The sequence below is a fragment of the Citrobacter sp. ABFQG genome (assembly GCF_004322975.1).
Taxonomy (GTDB): domain Bacteria; phylum Pseudomonadota; class Gammaproteobacteria; order Enterobacterales; family Enterobacteriaceae; genus Citrobacter; species Citrobacter freundii.
Genome location: NZ_CP036435.1, coordinates 4165470 through 4182314, shown reverse-complemented (window position 1 = coordinate 4182314; position 16845 = coordinate 4165470). Strand labels below are relative to the sequence as shown.

The 16845-nt window shown below is 56.4% G+C and carries 19 protein-coding genes; 17 read left to right on the top strand and 2 right to left on the bottom strand.

Annotated elements, in window-relative coordinates; genetic code table 11:
• The first annotated feature begins 77 nt into the window (after positions 1-77).
• The 17 genes from eutS to eutR all read left to right on the top strand — a co-directional run bounded on the left by eutS (position 78) and on the right by eutR (position 14938).
• On the top strand, positions 78-413 hold the full coding sequence (eutS, locus tag WN16_RS20650; protein WP_003037995.1) for an ethanolamine utilization microcompartment protein EutS: 336 nt from the start codon (positions 78-80) through the stop codon (positions 411-413).
• A gap of 12 nt (positions 414-425) precedes the next feature.
• Positions 426-905, top strand: coding sequence for an ethanolamine utilization acetate kinase EutP (gene eutP, locus WN16_RS20645; RefSeq protein WP_003037998.1), 480 nt, complete (start codon positions 426-428; stop codon positions 903-905).
• Entirely contained in the window at positions 883-1587 is a 705-nt protein-coding gene (eutQ, locus tag WN16_RS20640; RefSeq protein WP_003038001.1) for an ethanolamine utilization acetate kinase EutQ, read from the top strand. Before eutP ends, eutQ begins: the two co-directional genes overlap by 23 nt.
• A 9-nt stretch (positions 1588-1596) precedes the next feature.
• The gene (eutT, locus tag WN16_RS20635) at positions 1597-2400 is read left to right on the top strand and encodes an ethanolamine utilization cob(I)yrinic acid a,c-diamide adenosyltransferase EutT (RefSeq protein WP_003838524.1); all 804 of its coding nucleotides are present in this window, start codon (positions 1597-1599) and stop codon (positions 2398-2400) included.
• Positions 2397-3413, top strand: a complete 1017-nt coding sequence (pta, locus tag WN16_RS20630; RefSeq protein WP_044701762.1) for a phosphate acetyltransferase — start codon at positions 2397-2399, stop codon at positions 3411-3413. Before eutT ends, pta begins: the two co-directional genes overlap by 4 nt.
• Positions 3414-3450: 37 nt before the next feature.
• Positions 3451-3744, top strand: coding sequence for an ethanolamine utilization microcompartment protein EutM (gene eutM, locus WN16_RS20625; protein WP_003835054.1), 294 nt, complete (start codon positions 3451-3453; stop codon positions 3742-3744).
• 114 nt (positions 3745-3858) lie between these two features.
• Positions 3859-4146 (top strand): ethanolamine utilization microcompartment protein EutN, encoded by a 288-nt coding sequence (eutN, locus tag WN16_RS20620; protein ID WP_003038011.1) that lies wholly within the window; start codon positions 3859-3861, stop codon positions 4144-4146.
• 11 nt (positions 4147-4157) lie between these two features.
• Complete coding sequence (locus WN16_RS20615; protein ID WP_003038014.1) at positions 4158-5561, top strand: aldehyde dehydrogenase family protein; 1404 nt, start codon at positions 4158-4160, stop codon at positions 5559-5561.
• A gap of 12 nt (positions 5562-5573) precedes the next feature.
• Positions 5574-6413: an ethanolamine utilization protein EutJ gene (gene eutJ, locus WN16_RS20610; RefSeq protein ID WP_103790838.1), complete on the top strand. Its 840-nt coding sequence runs from the start codon at positions 5574-5576 to the stop codon at positions 6411-6413.
• On the top strand, positions 6403-7590 hold the full coding sequence (gene eutG / locus WN16_RS20605) for an ethanolamine utilization ethanol dehydrogenase EutG (RefSeq protein WP_044701760.1): 1188 nt from the start codon (positions 6403-6405) through the stop codon (positions 7588-7590). The genes eutJ and eutG overlap by 11 nt, the downstream gene beginning before the upstream one ends.
• Positions 7591-7709: 119 nt before the next feature.
• Positions 7710-8942, top strand: a complete 1233-nt coding sequence (gene eutH, locus WN16_RS20600) for an ethanolamine utilization protein EutH (RefSeq protein ID WP_003038023.1) — start codon at positions 7710-7712, stop codon at positions 8940-8942.
• The gene (eutA, locus tag WN16_RS20595; protein ID WP_003038026.1) at positions 8939-10342 is read left to right on the top strand and encodes an ethanolamine ammonia-lyase reactivating factor EutA; all 1404 of its coding nucleotides are present in this window, start codon (positions 8939-8941) and stop codon (positions 10340-10342) included. Before eutH ends, eutA begins: the two co-directional genes overlap by 4 nt.
• An 11-nt stretch (positions 10343-10353) precedes the next feature.
• Positions 10354-11715: an ethanolamine ammonia-lyase subunit alpha gene (gene eutB / locus WN16_RS20590; RefSeq protein ID WP_003038029.1), complete on the top strand. Its 1362-nt coding sequence runs from the start codon at positions 10354-10356 to the stop codon at positions 11713-11715.
• Between the two features lie 20 nt (positions 11716-11735).
• Positions 11736-12626, top strand: a complete 891-nt coding sequence (gene eutC / locus WN16_RS20585; RefSeq protein WP_003038033.1) for an ethanolamine ammonia-lyase subunit EutC — start codon at positions 11736-11738, stop codon at positions 12624-12626.
• A gap of 9 nt (positions 12627-12635) precedes the next feature.
• Positions 12636-13295, top strand: coding sequence for an ethanolamine utilization microcompartment protein EutL (gene eutL / locus WN16_RS20580; protein WP_003838537.1), 660 nt, complete (start codon positions 12636-12638; stop codon positions 13293-13295).
• 11 nt (positions 13296-13306) lie between these two features.
• Entirely contained in the window at positions 13307-13837 is a 531-nt protein-coding gene (gene eutK / locus WN16_RS20575) for an ethanolamine utilization microcompartment protein EutK (protein ID WP_044701758.1), read from the top strand.
• A gap of 48 nt (positions 13838-13885) precedes the next feature.
• Positions 13886-14938, top strand: a complete 1053-nt coding sequence (eutR, locus tag WN16_RS20570; RefSeq protein WP_003038041.1) for an HTH-type transcriptional regulator EutR — start codon at positions 13886-13888, stop codon at positions 14936-14938.
• A gap of 122 nt (positions 14939-15060) precedes the next feature.
• On the opposite strand, the gene hemF is transcribed toward eutR, so the two are convergent.
• Positions 15061-15960, bottom strand: a complete 900-nt coding sequence (hemF, locus tag WN16_RS20565; RefSeq protein WP_003038044.1) for an oxygen-dependent coproporphyrinogen oxidase — start codon at positions 15958-15960, stop codon at positions 15061-15063.
• Positions 15961-15962: 2 nt separating this feature from the next.
• Positions 15963-16832 carry an N-acetylmuramoyl-L-alanine amidase AmiA gene (gene amiA, locus WN16_RS20560; protein WP_003038046.1) on the bottom strand — a complete coding sequence of 290 codons (870 nt, stop codon included), beginning with the start codon at positions 16830-16832 and terminating at the stop codon, positions 15963-15965.
• Positions 16833-16845: the final 13 nt, after the last annotated feature.

Sequence of the window (16845 nt, the reverse complement as noted above, 5' to 3'; positions counted from 1 at the left end):
CCTGGTTGCCGAATTTTGTTATTTACTCTGACAAAAAATTGCCACGATGAGGGCAGTTTTAGCGGAGGCGGTGAGCAATGGAAAAAGAACGCATTATTCAGGAATTTGTGCCGGGGAAACAGGTCACGCTGGCGCATCTCATTGCGCACCCCGGCGAGGAATTAGCGAAAAAGATCGGCGTTCCCGAAGCGGGCGCTATCGGCATCATGACGCTGACGCCAGGCGAAACCGCGATGATTGCCGGTGACTTAGCCATGAAGGCGGCGGATGTACATATCGGTTTTCTCGATAGATTCAGCGGCGCACTGGTGATCTACGGCTCGGTAGGCGCAGTAGAAGAAGCGTTATTACAGACGGTAAGCGGTCTGGGTCGATTATTAAATTTCACTTTGTGCAACCTGACAAAAAGTTAATCAGAGGCGGCGATGAAACGTATTGCGTTTGTCGGTACGGTGGGGGCGGGGAAAACAACGCTCTTTAATGCGCTACAGGGGAATTATTCCCTCGCCAGAAAAACACAGGCCGTGGAGTTTAATGAAAATGGCGATATCGATACGCCAGGGGAATATTTTAGCCATCCGCGCTGGTATCACGCCTTAATTACCACGCTGCAGGATGTTGATACGTTGATTTATATACACGCGGCAAATGATAAAGAAAGTCGCTTACCTGCCGGGCTGTTGGATATCGGTGCCAGTAAACGACAAATCGCCGTTATCAGTAAAACGGACATGCCGGATGCCGACGTCGCCGCAACGCGACAACTACTTCGCGGGATGGGGTTTCAGGAGCCGATTTTTGAGCTCAATAGCCATGACCCGCGCAGTGTGCAGCACCTGGTGGATTATCTGACTGAGCTCAGCCAAAAGGAGGAAAGGGCAGGTGAAAAAACTCATCACAGCTAACGATATTCGTGCGGCCCACGCACGCGGCGAACAGGAAATGTCGGTTGTTCTGCGCGCCAGCATCATCACCCCGGAGGCGCGCGAAGTGGCGGAGCTGCTGGGCGTTACCATCAGTGAATGCGATGAATCCGCGCCAGGCGCCGTCGCTGCTGCTCCGGCTGCGGTGATTGATGGCAAAACGGAAAGCCAGCGCATTCGTGAAACCATCATTGCGCAGTTACCGGAAGGGCAGTTTACCGAAAGCCTGGTCGCGCAGCTGATGGACAAAGTCATGAAGGAAAAGCAGTCGCTGGAGCAGGGCGGAATGCAGCCGAGCTTTAACTCGGTGACCGGCAAAGGCGGTGTGAAAGTCATCGACGGCAGCAGCGTGAAGTTTGGTCGTTTTGACGGCGCGCAGCCGCACTGCGTGGGCTTAACCGATCTGGTGACCGACCAGGACGGTAGCAGCATGGCCGCCGGGTTTATGCAGTGGGATAACGCCTTTTTCCCATGGACGCTGAACTACGACGAAATCGACATGATTCTGGAAGGCGAGCTGCACGTTCGCCACGAAGGCGAAACCATGATTGCAAAAGCCGGGGACGTGATGTTTATCCCGAAAGGCTCCAGCATCGAATTTGGTACGCCATCGACGGTGAAGTTTCTGTATGTGGCCTGGCCTGCGAACTGGCAGTCCTGCTAAGGCGGATGTATGAAGGATTTCATTACCGAAGCATGGCTCAGAGCGAATCATACGCTCAGCGAAGGGGCTGAAATTCATCTCCCCGCTGACGCTCGCCTGACGCCGTCTGCCCGGGAATTACTGGAAAGCCGACATCTGCGCATTAAGTTTATTGACGAGCAGGGCAGCCTGTTTATTGATGACGAAGAACAGCAGCCGCAGCCGGTTCATGGATTAACCAGCAGTGATACGCATCCACAGGCCAGCTGCGAACTGTGCCATCAACCGGTGGCGAAGAAACCGGACACCCTGACGCATCTGACGGCGGACAAGATGGTCGCCAAAAGTGACCCTCGGCTGGGATTTCGCGCCGCGCTGGACAGCACCATCGCCCTGGCCGTGTGGTTGCAGATTGAGATGGCAGAACCATGGCAGCCGTGGCTGGCGGATATCCGCTCGCGCCTGGGCAATATTATGCGCGCAGACGCCATGGATGAGCCGCTGGCAGCACAAGCTGTCGTGGGTTTAAGTGACGAAGATTTACACCGTCTTTCGCATCAACCGCTGCGCTATCTGGACCACGACCATCTGGTGCCTGAAGCCAGCCATGGACGTGATTGCGCGTTACTTAATCTGCTGCGTACCAAAGTCCGTGAAACGGAGACGGTGGCGGCCCAGGTATTCATCACTCGCAGTTTTGAGGTTATACGACCGGACATTATGCAGGCGCTCAACCGCCTTTCCAGTACGGTCTACGTGATGATGATTCTGAGTGTTGCAAAGCATCCGCTGACGGTTAGTCAAATTCAACAGAGACTGGGGGAGAAGCAATGATCATTGAACGTGCTCGTCAACTCGCCCAACGCTCACCTGCACGAGTAGTGTTCCCGGATGCGCTGGATGTCCGGGTGCTGAAGGCGGCGAATTACCTGCATCAGCACGGTCTGGCACGCCCCATTCTCGTCGCCAGCCCGTTTGCGCTACGCCAGTTTGCGCTCAGTCATCGCGTAGCCATGGATGGTATTCAGGTTATTGATCCACAAAGCAATGTACAGATGCGTGAAGAGTTTGCCCTGCGCTGGCTGGCGCGTGCGGGTGAAAAAACGCCGCCGGATGCGCGGGAGAAGCTCAACGATCCGCTGATGTTTGCCGCCGCGATGGTCAGTGCCGGTAAAGCCGATGTGTGTATTGCGGGCAACTTGTCATCAACGGCAAACGTGCTGCGTGCAGGATTGCGCATTATTGGATTACAGCCTGGTTGCAAAACGCTGTCGTCAATTTTCCTGATGCTGCCGCAGTATCTCGGGCCGTCATTAGGATTTGCAGACTGTAGCGTTGTGCCGCAGCCCACTGCTGCACAGCTGGCGGATATCGCCATCGCCAGCGCTGAAACCTGGAAGGCGATCACAGGTGAAGAGCCGCGCGTGGCCATGCTGTCGTTTTCAAGTAATGGCAGTGCTCGCCATCCTAACGTCGCTAACGTGCAGCAGGCGACCGAGATCGTTCGTGAGCGTGCCCCGCAGCTTACAGTGGACGGTGAACTGCAATTTGATGCCGCCTTTGTTCCGGATGTCGCTGCGCAAAAAGCGCCCGCCAGTCCGTTAAAGGGCAATGCCAATGTGATGGTCTTCCCATCGCTGGAGGCAGGCAATATTGGCTACAAAATCGCTCAGCGTCTGGGAGGGTATCGCGCAGTAGGGCCATTGATTCAGGGGCTTGCCGCACCGCTTCATGATCTCTCTCGTGGCTGTAGCGTACAGGAAATTATCGAACTGGCGTTGGTGGCAGCAGTGCCGCGCCAGACTGACATGAGTCGTGAAAACGCCTCGCACACAATGGTTGTATAAGGTCCCGTTCAGGACCCCTTAATGAGAGGAAAACACAATGGAAGCATTAGGAATGATTGAAACCCGGGGCCTGGTTGCACTGATTGAGGCTTCTGACGCAATGGTTAAAGCGGCACGCGTGAAACTGGTTGGCGTGAAGCAGATCGGTGGCGGTCTGGTCACTGCCATGGTCCGTGGCGACGTAGCGGCATGTAAAGCTGCAACGGACGCAGGTGCTGCGGCAGCACAGCGTATTGGCGAGCTGGTTTCAGTGCACGTGATCCCGCGTCCGCACGGCGATCTGGAAGAAGTGTTCCCGATCAGCTTTAAAGGCGACAGCAACGACATGTAAGTCGTCCATGTGACGCCACAGACTTCATTGCTGGCGTCACCCTCTCTCCTTTTCACATTACCTTCTGCGGAGGGTAGGGGGAGGTTTTACCTGAAATATGCCACGGAGGCGCGTATGAAACTGGCAATCGTTACAGGACAAATTGTTTGTACCGTACGCCATCAGGGGCTCGCGCACGACAAGTTGCTGATGGTGGAAATGATTGACGCCCAGGGAAATCCCGACGGGCAATGTGCTGTTGCTATCGACAGCATCGGGGCGGGAACCGGAGAGTGGGTGCTGCTGGTCAGCGGAAGCTCCGCCCGTCAGGCGCACCGGAATGAATCATCGCCTGTCGATCTGTGCGTGATTGGCATTGTCGATGAAGTGGTGGCAGGTGGTCAGGTGATCTTCCATAAATAAGGCAGAAAATCATGAATCAACAGGATATTGAACAGGTCGTGAAAGCGGTACTGCTGAAAATGAAAGACAGCAGCCAACCCGTCAGTGCCGTTCAAGAAATGGGCGTTTTTGCCTCCCTGGATGACGCAGTGGCGGCAGCAAAACTGGCCCAGCAGGGGCTGAAAAGCGTCGCCATGCGCCAACTGGCTATCACGGCGCTACGTGAGGCGGGCGAAAAGCACGCCAGAGAATTAGCGGAACTTGCCGTCACTGAAACCGGCATGGGACGCGTCGAAGATAAATTTGCCAAAAACGTGGCGCAGGCGCGCGGCACGCCGGGTGTGGAATGCCTGTCTCCACAGGTTCTGACCGGCGATAACGGTCTGACGCTGATTGAAAACGCGCCGTGGGGCGTGGTGGCCTCGGTAACTCCATCCACCAACCCGGCCGCGACCGTTATTAACAACGCCATCAGCCTGATTGCCGCTGGTAACAGCGTGGTTTTCGCACCGCATCCGGCGGCGAAAAAAGTCTCTCAGCGCGCTATCACTCTGCTTAACCAGGCGGTAGTTGCCGCAGGCGGTCCGGCAAACCTGTTGGTGACGGTTGCCAACCCAGATATCGAGACTGCCCAACGTCTGTTCAAGTACCCTGGTATCGGCCTGCTGGTGGTGACCGGTGGTGAAGCCGTAGTAGATGCCGCGCGTAAGCACACCAACAAACGTTTGATTGCCGCTGGCGCAGGTAATCCGCCGGTGGTGGTTGATGAAACGGCTGACCTGGCACGCGCGGCGCAGTCGGTAGTCAAAGGCGCATCGTTTGACAACAACATCATCTGCGCTGACGAAAAAGTGCTGATCGTGGTCGATAGCGTCGCTGATGAACTGATGCGTCTGATGGAAAGCCAGCATGCGGTGAAACTCACCACGGCCCAGGCCGAACAGCTGCAGCCGGTGCTGCTGAAAAATATCGATGAGCGCGGTAAAGGCACGGTCAGTCGTGACTGGGTAGGTCGTGACGCAGGCAAAATCGCTGCGGCGATTGGTCTGAACGTACCGGAGCAAACCCGTCTGTTATTCGTCGAAACCTCCGCGACGCATCCGTTTGCCGTCACCGAACTGATGATGCCGGTTCTACCAGTCGTGCGGGTCGCTAACGTCGATGAAGCCATTGAACTGGCGGTCAAGCTTGAAGGCGGTTGCCACCATACGGCGGCGATGCACTCGCGCAATATCGACAACATGAACCGTATGGCAAACGCCATTGATACCAGCATCTTCGTTAAGAACGGACCGTGCATTGCCGGTCTTGGACTGGGCGGTGAAGGCTGGACCACGATGACCATTACCACACCAACCGGGGAAGGGGTGACCAGTGCGCGTACGTTTGTGCGTCTGCGTCGCTGTGTGTTGGTAGACGCCTTCAGAATTGTATAAGGAGTAAATGAGATGGCGCACGACGAACAACGTTGGTTGACACCCAGACAGCTAAAAGCGGCAACGCTATGTAACCAGACGCCCACTAAGAGCGATTCACCGCTGTGGTTGGGCATTGATTTGGGAACGTGTGATGTGGTGTCGATGGTTGTGGACAGTGACGGACAGCCGGTCGCGGTTTGCCTGGACTGGGCCGATGTCGTGCGCGATGGAATCGTCTGGGATTTCTTTGGTGCGGTGACCATCGTTCGTCGCCATCTCGATACGCTCGAACAACAGTTGGGTTGCCGCTTTACCCATGCGGCAACCTCATTTCCACCGGGAACTGACCCTCGCATCTCTATTAACGTGCTGGAGTCTGCCGGGCTTGAAGTGAGCCATGTGCTCGACGAACCGACAGCGGTGGCGGATCTGTTGCAGCTCGATAACGCCGGCGTGGTGGATATTGGTGGTGGCACTACCGGGATTGCGATCGTTAAACAAGGCAAGGTGACCTACTCCGCTGATGAAGCAACCGGTGGGCATCATATCTCTCTGACGCTGGCCGGGAACCGTCGTATCCAGTTAGAAGAAGCCGAGCAGTACAAGCGTAGCAACGGCAAAGAAATCTGGCCGGTGGTGAAGCCTGTCTACGAAAAAATGGCGGAAATCGTGGCTCATCATATTGCGGGTCAGGGCGTTACCGATTTATGGCTGGCCGGTGGTTCCTGCATGCAGCCGGGCGTTGATGAGCTGTTCCGTAAGCGTTTCCCGGAACTGCAGGTGCATTTACCCCAGCACAGCCTGTTTATGACCCCGCTGGCGATTGCCAACAGCGGAAAAGAAAAAGCGGAAGGAATCTATGCAAGCTGAATTGCAGACCGCGCTCTTTCAGGCATTCGATACCCTGAATCTGCAACGCGTAAAAACGTTTAGCGTTCCACCGGTCACCCTTTGTGGGCTGGGAGCGCTCAGTACCTGCGGACAGGAAGCACAAACGCGCGGATTGACGCATATGTTCGTCATGGTGGACAGCTTCCTGCATCAGGCGGGGATGACCGCCGCACTGGAGCGCAGTCTGGCGATGAAAGGCGTGGCGATGACGCTGTGGCCATGTCCGGTGGGCGAACCGTGCATTACAGACGTCTGCGCGGCGGTCGCGCAATTGCGTGAATCGAAGTGCGATGGCGTTGTGGCCTTTGGTGGTGGCTCCGTACTGGATGCCGCCAAGGCAGTGGCGTTGCTGGTGACCAACCCCACTCAGACGCTGGCAGGCATGGACGAGCGCAGCGCGTTACGCCCACGTCTGCCGCTGATTGCCGTACCGACTACCGCCGGAACGGGCTCAGAAACCACCAACGTCACGGTGATAATCGACGCCGCGACTGGACTCAAAAAAGTGCTGGCCCACGCAACCCTGATGCCGGATGTGGCGATCCTGGACGCTGCATTGACGGAAGGCGTGCCTGCACATGTAACGGCAATGACCGGGATTGATGCACTGACGCACGCCGTTGAAGCGTATAGCGCGCTGAACGCGACGCCGTTTACCGACAGTCTGGCGATTGGCGCGATTGCGATGATAGGTAAATCGCTGCCGAAGGCCGTCGGCTACGGTCAGGATCTGGCGGCGCGCGAAAGCATGCTGCTGGCTTCCTGTATGGCCGGGATGGCGTTTTCCAGCGCAGGGCTGGGCCTGTGCCATGCGATGGCGCACCAGCCGGGAGCGACGTTGCATATCCCACACGGACAGGCTAACGCCATGCTGCTTCCTACGGTAATGGGGTTCAACCGCATGGTGTGTCGTGAGCGTTTCAGCCATATCGGACGCGCGTTAACCAACAAGAAATCGGACGATCGTGATGCTATCAACGCGGTCAGCGAGTTGATTAGCGAAGTGGGCCAGACCAAACGGCTCTCAGACGTTGGAGCAAAACCCGAGCATTACAGCGCATGGGCACACGCCGCGCTGGAGGATATTTGTATTCGCAGTAACCCACGCACCGCCACGCAGGAACAGATTATCGACCTGTACGCGGCTGCCGGGTAATGCCTGTAGGCCGGATAAGGTGCTTGCACCGCCATCCGGCAATAACACGGCGTTAATGCCGGAGGCGACGTAAACGTCTTATCCGGCCTACAAATCACAAATGACAGGGAGTAGGGGCTATGGGAATTAACGAAATCATCATGTACATCATGATGTTCTTTATGCTGATTGCCGCCGTGGACAGGATCCTGTCGCAGTTCGGCGGTTCGGCGCGCTTCCTCGGTAAGTTCGGTAAGAGCATTGAGGGATCGGGCGGTCAGTTTGAAGAAGGCTTTATGGCAATGGGCGCGCTGGGCCTGGCGATGGTCGGTATGACCGCGCTGGCACCGGTACTGGCGCATGTGCTCGGGCCGGTAATTATTCCGCTGTACGAAATGCTGGGCGCGAACCCGTCGATGTTTGCCGGAACGCTGCTGGCGTGCGATATGGGCGGCTTCTTCCTGGCGAAAGAACTGGCGGGCGGCGACGTGGCGGCGTGGTTGTACTCTGGGCTGATTCTCGGCGCGATGATGGGACCGACGCTGGTGTTCTCCATTCCGGTTGCGCTGGGAATTATTGAACCGTCTGACCGTCGTTATCTGGCGCTGGGCGTGCTGGCCGGTATTGTCACCATTCCGATTGGCTGTATTGCGGGTGGTCTGGTCGCGATGTACTCCGGCGTGGAAATCAACGGTCAGCCGGTGGAGTTCACCTTTGCGTTGATCCTGATGAACATGATCCCGGTGCTGATCGTAGCCGTGCTGGTGGCGCTGGGACTGAAATTCATCCCGGAAAAAATGATCAACGGCTTCCAGATCTTCGCCAAGTTCCTGGTAGCGCTGATCACCCTCGGTCTGGCTGCGGCAGTCATCAAGTTCCTGCTCGGCTGGGAGCTGATCCCAGGTCTTGATCCTATTTTCATGGCGCCAGGCGACAAGCCGGGTGAAGTGATGCGCGCCATCGAAGTTATCGGTTCTATCTCCTGTGTGCTGCTGGGTGCCTACCCGATGGTGCTGCTGCTGACCCGCTGGTTTGAAAAACCGCTGATGAGCGTCGGCAACCTGTTAAAAGTCAATAACATTGCGGCTGCGGGTATGGTGGCAACGCTTGCCAACAACATCCCAATGTTCGGCATGATGAAAAACATGGATACCCGCGGCAAAGTGATCAACTGCGCCTTTGCGGTTTCCGCGGCCTTCGCTCTGGGTGACCACTTAGGTTTCGCCGCTGCCAACATGAACGCCATGATCTTCCCGATGATTGTCGGCAAGCTGATCGGCGGCGTGACGGCGATTGGCGTGGCTATGCTGTTAGTACCGAAAGACGAAGATGTTCCGGCACCAGCAGAAACCAATCCGGAGGCGCAATCGTGAATACTCGCCAGCTACTCAGCGTCGGTATCGATATCGGCACCACCACCACTCAGGTGATCTTCTCGCGCCTTGAGCTGGTTAACCGTGCGGCAGTGTCGCAGGTGCCGCGCTACGAATTCATCAAACGCGAAATTAGCTGGCAAAGCCCGGTGTTCTTTACCCCCGTTGATAAGCAGGGCGGGTTGAAAGAGGCCGAACTGAAAGCACTGATCCTCGCCCAGTATCAGGCGGCGGGGATTGCGCCAGAGACCGTCGATTCCGGCGCGATCATCATTACCGGGGAAAGTGCCAAAACGCGCAACGCGCGCCCGGCGGTGATGGCGCTCTCCCAGTCGCTGGGGGATTTCGTGGTTGCCAGCGCCGGTCCGCATCTGGAATCGGTGATTGCCGGTCACGGTGCGGGGGCGCAAACCCTTTCCGAGCAGAAGTTGTGCCGCGTACTGAATATCGACATCGGCGGCGGTACGTCGAACTACGTTCTGTTCGATGCCGGAAAAGTCAGCGGATCGGCCTGTCTGAATGTCGGCGGACGGTTACTGGAAACGGACGGTCAGGGGCGCGTGGTGCATGCGCATCAGCCGGGACAAATGATTGTGGATGACGTATTTGGTCCAGGCACTGATGCCCGAACCCTCAATGCGGCGCAGCTTGTTCAGGTGGCCCGACGGATGGCGGCGCTGATTGTGGAGGTGATTGACGGCACGCTTTCACCGCTGGCACAGGCGCTGATGCAAACCGCTCTGTTACCGGCGGGCGTGAAGCCGGAAGTGATTACGTTGTCCGGCGGGGTGGGCGAGTGCTACCGCAACCAACCTGCCGATCCGTTCTGTTTTTCCGACATTGGGCCGCTGTTAGCGACGGCGCTGCATGAACATCCGCGCCTGCGTGAGATGAACGTGCAGTTCCCGGCGCAAACCGTGCGCGCCACAGTGATTGGCGCCGGTGCGCATACGCTGTCGCTTTCGGGCAGCACTATCTGGCTGGAAGGTGTGGCGCTTCCGCTGCGCAATCTGCCGGTGGCGATTCCGGTTGATGAGGCTGATCTGGTGGCCGCCTGGCAACAGGCACTAATGCAGCTCGATCTGGACCCGCAAACGGACGCCTACGTGTTGGCGCTGCCCGCTTCTCTGCCGGTGCGCTACGCCGCGCTGTTAACGGTGATTGATGCGTTGCTGGCCTTTGTCGCGCGCTATCCGAATCCGCATCCCCTGCTGGTGGTAGCCGAGCAGGATTTTGGTAAAGCCCTGGGCATGCTGTTACGCCCACAGTTACAGCAACACCCGCTGGCGGTCATCGATGAGGTGGTTGTCCGGGCGGGGGACTATATCGACATTGGTACGCCTCTTTTTGGCGGATCGGTTGTGCCGGTGACGGTGAAATCACTCGCATTTCCTTCCTGAGGGAACGACTTATGAAACTAAAGACCACATTGTTCGGCAATGTTTATCAGTTTAAGGATGTTAAAGAGGTGCTGGCAAAAGCCAACGAACTGCGTTCGGGGGATGTGCTGGCAGGTGTCGCTGCAACCAGTTCGCAAGAGCGCGTGGCGGCTAAGCAGGTATTGTCGGAAATGACGGTAGCGGATATCCGTAATAACCCGGTGATTTCCTATGAAGAGGACTGCGTGACGCGTCTGATTCAGGATGACGTCAACGAAACGGCCTATAACCGCATCAAAAACTGGAGTATCAGCGAGCTGCGCGAGTACGTGCTAAGCGATGAAACCTCTGTTGATGATATTGCGTTTACGCGTAAAGGGTTAACGTCGGAAGTGGTCGCTGCGGTAGCAAAAATCTGCTCTAACGCGGACCTGATCTACGGCGGTAAGAAAATGCCGGTGATCAAAAAGGCTAACACCACCATCGGTCTACCGGGCACCTTTAGCTGCCGTTTGCAGCCGAACGATACCCGTGACGATGTACAGAGTATTGCGGCGCAAATCTATGAAGGACTGTCTTTCGGTGCGGGCGATGCGGTGATCGGTGTCAACCCGGTCACGGATGACGTGGAAAACTTAAGCCGTGTGCTCGATACCGTGTATGGCGTTATCGACAAGTTCAATATTCCGACCCAGGGCTGCGTACTGGCGCACGTCACCACCCAGATTGAAGCGATTCGTCGCGGTGCGCCGGGCGGGCTGATTTTCCAGAGTATCTGCGGTAGCGAAAAAGGCTTAAAAGAGTTTGGCGTTGAGCTGGCCATGCTGGATGAAGCGCGTGCAGTGGGTGCTGAGTTCAACCGTATCGCCGGGGAAAACTGCCTGTACTTTGAAACCGGGCAAGGGTCTGCGCTCTCCGCTGGCGCTAACTTTGGTGCCGATCAGGTGACGATGGAAGCGCGTAACTACGGGCTGGCGCGTCACTACGATCCGTTCCTGGTGAACACCGTGGTGGGCTTTATCGGGCCGGAATATCTCTACAACGATCGTCAGATTATTCGCGCGGGCTTAGAAGATCACTTCATGGGCAAACTGAGCGGCATCTCAATGGGCTGCGACTGCTGTTACACCAACCATGCTGATGCTGACCAGAACCTTAATGAAAACCTGATGATTCTGCTCGCCACCGCTGGCTGCAACTACATCATGGGCATGCCGCTCGGTGACGACATCATGCTCAACTACCAGACCACCGCCTTCCACGACACCGCGACCGTGCGCCAGTTGCTGAACCTGCGCCCGTCGCCGGAGTTTGAACGCTGGCTGGAAACCATGGGCATTATGGCAAACGGTCGCCTGACCAAACGGGCGGGCGATCCGTCACTGTTCTTCTGATGACGCGGGGATGACACACGATGGATCAAAAACAGATTGAAGAAATTGTACGCAGCGTAATGGCGTCAATGGGAGAGCCGCAGGTTCAAGCGCCATCAGCGGAAGTGAAATGCAGCACTACGCAGTGCGCCGCGCCGACCGGTGAAAGCTGTGCGATGGACTTAGGTTCAGCTGAAGCGAAAGCGTGGATTGGCGTTGAGAACCCGCACCGTGCAGAAGTGCTGACCGAACTGCGCCGCAGCACCGCCGCGCGTGTATGTACCGGTCGTGCCGGTCCGCGTCCGCGCACTCAGGCACTGCTGCGCTTCCTGGCCGACCACTCGCGTTCAAAAGACACAGTGTTGAAAGAAGTCCCGGAAGAGTGGGTGAAAGCGCAAGGCTTGCTGGAAGTGCGCTCGGAAATCAGCGACAAAAACCTGTATCTGACGCGCCCGGACATGGGACGTCGTCTGAGTGCGGAAGCCATTGAAGCACTGAAATCACAGTGTGTAATGAATCCGGATGTGCAGGTGATTATTTCTGATGGTCTGTCTACTGACGCCATCACCGCCAACTACGAAGAGATCCTGCCGCCGTTGTTGTCGGGCTTAAAACAGGCCGGATTGAAGGTCGGGACGCCGTTCTTTGTTCGCTATGGGCGCGTGAAAATTGAAGATCAGATCGGCGAACTGCTGGGTGCAAAAGCGGTGATCTTGCTGGTTGGTGAGCGTCCGGGCCTCGGCCAGTCGGAAAGTCTTTCTTGCTACGCCGTCTATTCGCCGCGTGTGGCAACCACCGTTGAGGCTGACCGTACCTGCATCTCGAACATTCACCAGGGCGGTACGCCACCGGTTGAAGCGGCGGCGGTGATTGTGGATTTGGCCAAGCGCATGCTGGAGCAAAAAGCATCCGGCATCAATATGACCCGTTAAGGAGGCATCATGCCAGCATTAGATTTGATTAGACCTTCAGTCACCGCGATGCGTGTGATTGCCTCGGTAAATGACGGTTTTGCCCGCGAACTTAAATTACCGCCACATATACGTAGCCTCGGACTCATCACAGCAGACTCTGATGACGTGGCGTATATTGCCGCAGATGAAGCGACAAAACAGGCGATGGTGGAAGTGGTTTATGGCCGCTCGCTGTATGCCGGTGCGGCGCACAGTCCCTCTCCAACCTCGGGCGAAGTGCTGATTATGCTCGGTGGACCAAACCCGGCCGAAGTTCGCGCGGGTCTGGACGCGATGGTGGCCAATATTGAAAGCGGTGCGGCATTCCAGTGGGCGAATGACGCAGAAGATACCGCCTTCCTGGCGCATGTGGTTTCGCGTACCGGTTCGTATCTTTCCGCGACCGCGGGATGCCGACTGGGCGATCCGATGGCGTATCTGGTAGCACCGCCGCTGGAAGCGACATTTGGTATTGATGCCGCGCTGAAATCTGCCGATGTACAACTGGTAACCTATGTACCACCGCCGTCAGAAACCAACTATTCAGCAGCGTTTTTGACCGGTAGCCAGGCCGCTTGTAAAGCCGCATGTAACGCCTTTGCCGATGCCGTTCTGGATATTGCCCGTAATCCAATCCAGCGCGCGTAAGAGAGGTAGTGATGATCAATGCACTGGGATTACTGGAAGTGGATGGCATGGTGGCTGCCGTGGACGCGGCCGATGCCATGCTGAAAGCCGCGAATGTGCGCCTGCTTAGCCACGAAGTGCTCGATCCTGGTCGGCTGACGCTGGTGGTGGAAGGCGATCTGGCGGCATGCCGAGCAGCGCTGGATGCTGGCAGTGCAGCTGCAGCGCGTACAGGCCATGTTATCAGCCGTAAGGAAATAGGCCGGCCGGACGATGACACCCAGTGGCTGATCGGCGGTTTTAAACGCCAGCCGAAGAAACCAGAGCAGAAGCCTGAAGTGAAGTCAGATGTGGCCCCAGAGAAGACGCAGGAAGCACCTGTGTCATCTGAATCCTCTGATGAATTGCTGGCGCTGTTAACATCGGTCCGTCAAGGAATGACGGCAGGGGAAGTGGCTGCCCACTTTGGCTGGTCACTTGATGAAGCCAGAAATGCGCTGGAACAGCTCTTTTCTGACGGAGCGTTGCGTAAACGCAGTAGTCGCTATCGCTTAAAAAATTAACCTGTCGGAGGGCCGGGGGCTTCGTTGAAGCTTCCGGCTTAAAAGATCATGAAAAAGAACCGTACTGCAAACTTGCACCATCTTTATCATGAAGTATTACCCGAAGACGTTAAATTGACGCCGAAAGTGGAAGTGGACAACGTTCACCAACGGCGAACAACGGATGTGTATGAGCACGCGCTGACGATTACAGCCTGGCAGCAGATCTACGACCAGCTGCATCCGGGAAAATTTCATGGCGAGTTCACGGAAATCCTGCTCGATGATATTCAGGTGTTCCGTGAATACACCGGACTGGCGCTGCGTCAGTCATGCCTTGTCTGGCCAAACTCATTTTGGTTTGGCATTCCGGCCACGCGCGGCGAGCAGGGATTTATTGGTACTCAGTGTTTGGGTAACGCTGAAATTGCCACCCGCCCAGGCGGGACGGAGTTTGAACTAAGTACGCCGGATGACTACACCATTCTGGGTGTCGTCATTTCTGAAGAGGCCATTGCTCGTCAGGCCAACTTCCTGCATAACCCGGAAAGGGTGTTGCATATGCTGCGCAACCAGTCGGCGCTGGAAGTGAAAGAACAACACAAAGCCGCGCTATGGGGCTTTGTGCAGCAGGCGCTGGCGACGTTTAGCGAAAACCCGGAAAACCTTCGCCAACCTGCGGTACGCAAAGTGTTGGGCGATAACCTGCTGCTGGCGATGGGGACTATGCTGGAAGAAGCGCAGCCGATTATGACTGCGGAGAGCATCAGCCATCAGAGCTATCGTCGCTTGCTGTCGCGTGCGCGCGAATATGTGCTGGAAAATATGTCAGAGCCGCTGACTGTGCTCGACTTATGCAATCAACTGCACGTTAGCCGCCGGACGTTGCAAAACGCCTTTCACGCGATCCTCGGTATTGGCCCCAATGCCTGGTTGAAACGTATTCGCCTGAACGCCGTGCGCCGTGAGTTGATAAGCCCGTGGTCGCAGAGTGCGACGGTGAAAGACGCCGCCATGCAGTGGGGATTCTGGCATTTAGGGCAGTTTGCTACCGACTACCAGCAACTGTTTGCGGAGAAACCGTCGTTGACGCTGCATCAGCGTATGCGCCAGTGGGCGTGATGGTATAGCTTGAGTAGGCCTGATAAGGCGTTAGCCGCCATCAGGCAATTGTGCTTGCTGCGCTGCCGGATGGCGACGCCTTGCGTCTTATCCGGCCTACGAATTGTGTCGCTATCAGGCCATTACACCCAGTCGCGGACCTGAATAAACTCGCTAAGGGCGGCTTCCGGGCTGTTCGCTTCTGGCTGCCAGTCATACTCCCAGCGTACCAGCGGCGGCATCGACATCAGAATCGATTCCGTGCGCCCGCCGGTTTGCAAACCAAATAATGTGCCGCGATCCCACACCAGGTTAAATTCCACATAGCGTCCGCGACGATAAAGCTGAAAATTGCGTTCACGCTCGCCCCAGCTCATTGCTTTGCGGCGCTCGACGATGGGCAAATACGCCTCGGTATAACCCTTTCCAACAGCCTGCATAAAGGCGAAGCAGTGCTCGAAATCTGGCGTATTCAAATCATCGAAGAACAGCCCGCCAATGCCGCGCTGCTCGTTGCGGTGCTTGAGGAAGAAGTAGTCATCGCACCACTTTTTGTAACGGGGATAAACATCTTCGCCGAACGGCTGGCATAGATCCCGCGCCGTGCGGTGCCAGTGAACTGCATCCTCATCAAAGCCGTAGTAGGGCGTTAAGTCAAAGCCGCCGCCAAACCACCACACCGGGTCGGCGCCCGGTTTCTCCGCGATAAAAAAACGTACGTTGGCATGGCTGGTCGGAATGTAAGGATTCTGCGGATGCACCACCAGCGAGACGCCCATCGCTTCAAAGCTACGCCCGGCAAGCTCCGGGCGATGTGCAGTAGCCGAGGCCGGCATTGCATCGCCATGGACATGAGAGAAGTTGACGCCTGCTTGCTCGAAAATACCGCCGTTACGCAACACTCGACTGCGCCCGCCACCGCCCGCTGCGCGTTGCCAGTTATCCTCAACAAATTCGGTGCCGTCTATGGTGGATAACTGCTGACAAATCTCATCCTGCAGATTGAGCAGGAACTGTTTTACGCGTTGTACATCGGGCTTCATGGTTAACGTTTCTTCGAGTGTGCTTTCTGGTTATCAAACCAGTGGAAATAGCTGATGATGCCATTGGCGATAGCGGTGGCGATTTTCTGACGAAACGCAGCCGTCCCCAGTAATCGTTCTTCTTCCGGGTTGGTGATGAACGAGGTTTCGACCAGGACCGACGGAATCGAAGGTGATTTTAGCACCACGAAGGCGGCTTGTTCCGTGCTGCGACTGTGCAGACGGTGTACCGGCTTGATCTTCTTAAGAATATGCGAGCCTAACGTCAGGCTGTTTTTAATGGTGTCAGTTTGCACCAGATCGAACAGCACCTGCTGCAACAAATGATCTTTGTCGGTGGCCTTCTTCCCGGCGACTTCATCGGCCCGGTTTTCACGATCGGACAGATATTTCGCCATGGCGCTACTGGCACCGCGATTGGATAAGGCAAAGACCGAAGCACCCGCAGCGCTCGGATTGGTAAAACCGTCGGCGTGAATCGACATGAAAAGATCTGCGCCATGTTTGTGGGCGATCTCGACGCGATCGTAGAGCGGAATAAACGTATCGCCGGAGCGGGTCAGGCGTGCATCAATCCCCTGGTTGCGTAGGATTGAGCGCACGTTTTTGGCAATCGCCAGCACCACGTGCTTTTCTTTCGATCCGTTGCGACCAATTGCGCCGGTATCAATCCCGCCGTGCCCCGGATCAAGAACAACAACACGCTTAGCGCCTGATTTTTTCGCTTTCGGTTTGCTGTGTCCATTACTGGTCTTTAGCGCTTCTTCTTTAGCGATGGCTTGCGACATGCCTGACAGCGTCAGGGCGGCCAGCCCGGCTTTCAGCACCTGGCGGCGCGATGTGAGTGTTTTTAGTGGTTTAAAAGTGCTCATACGGCCTGAGTTG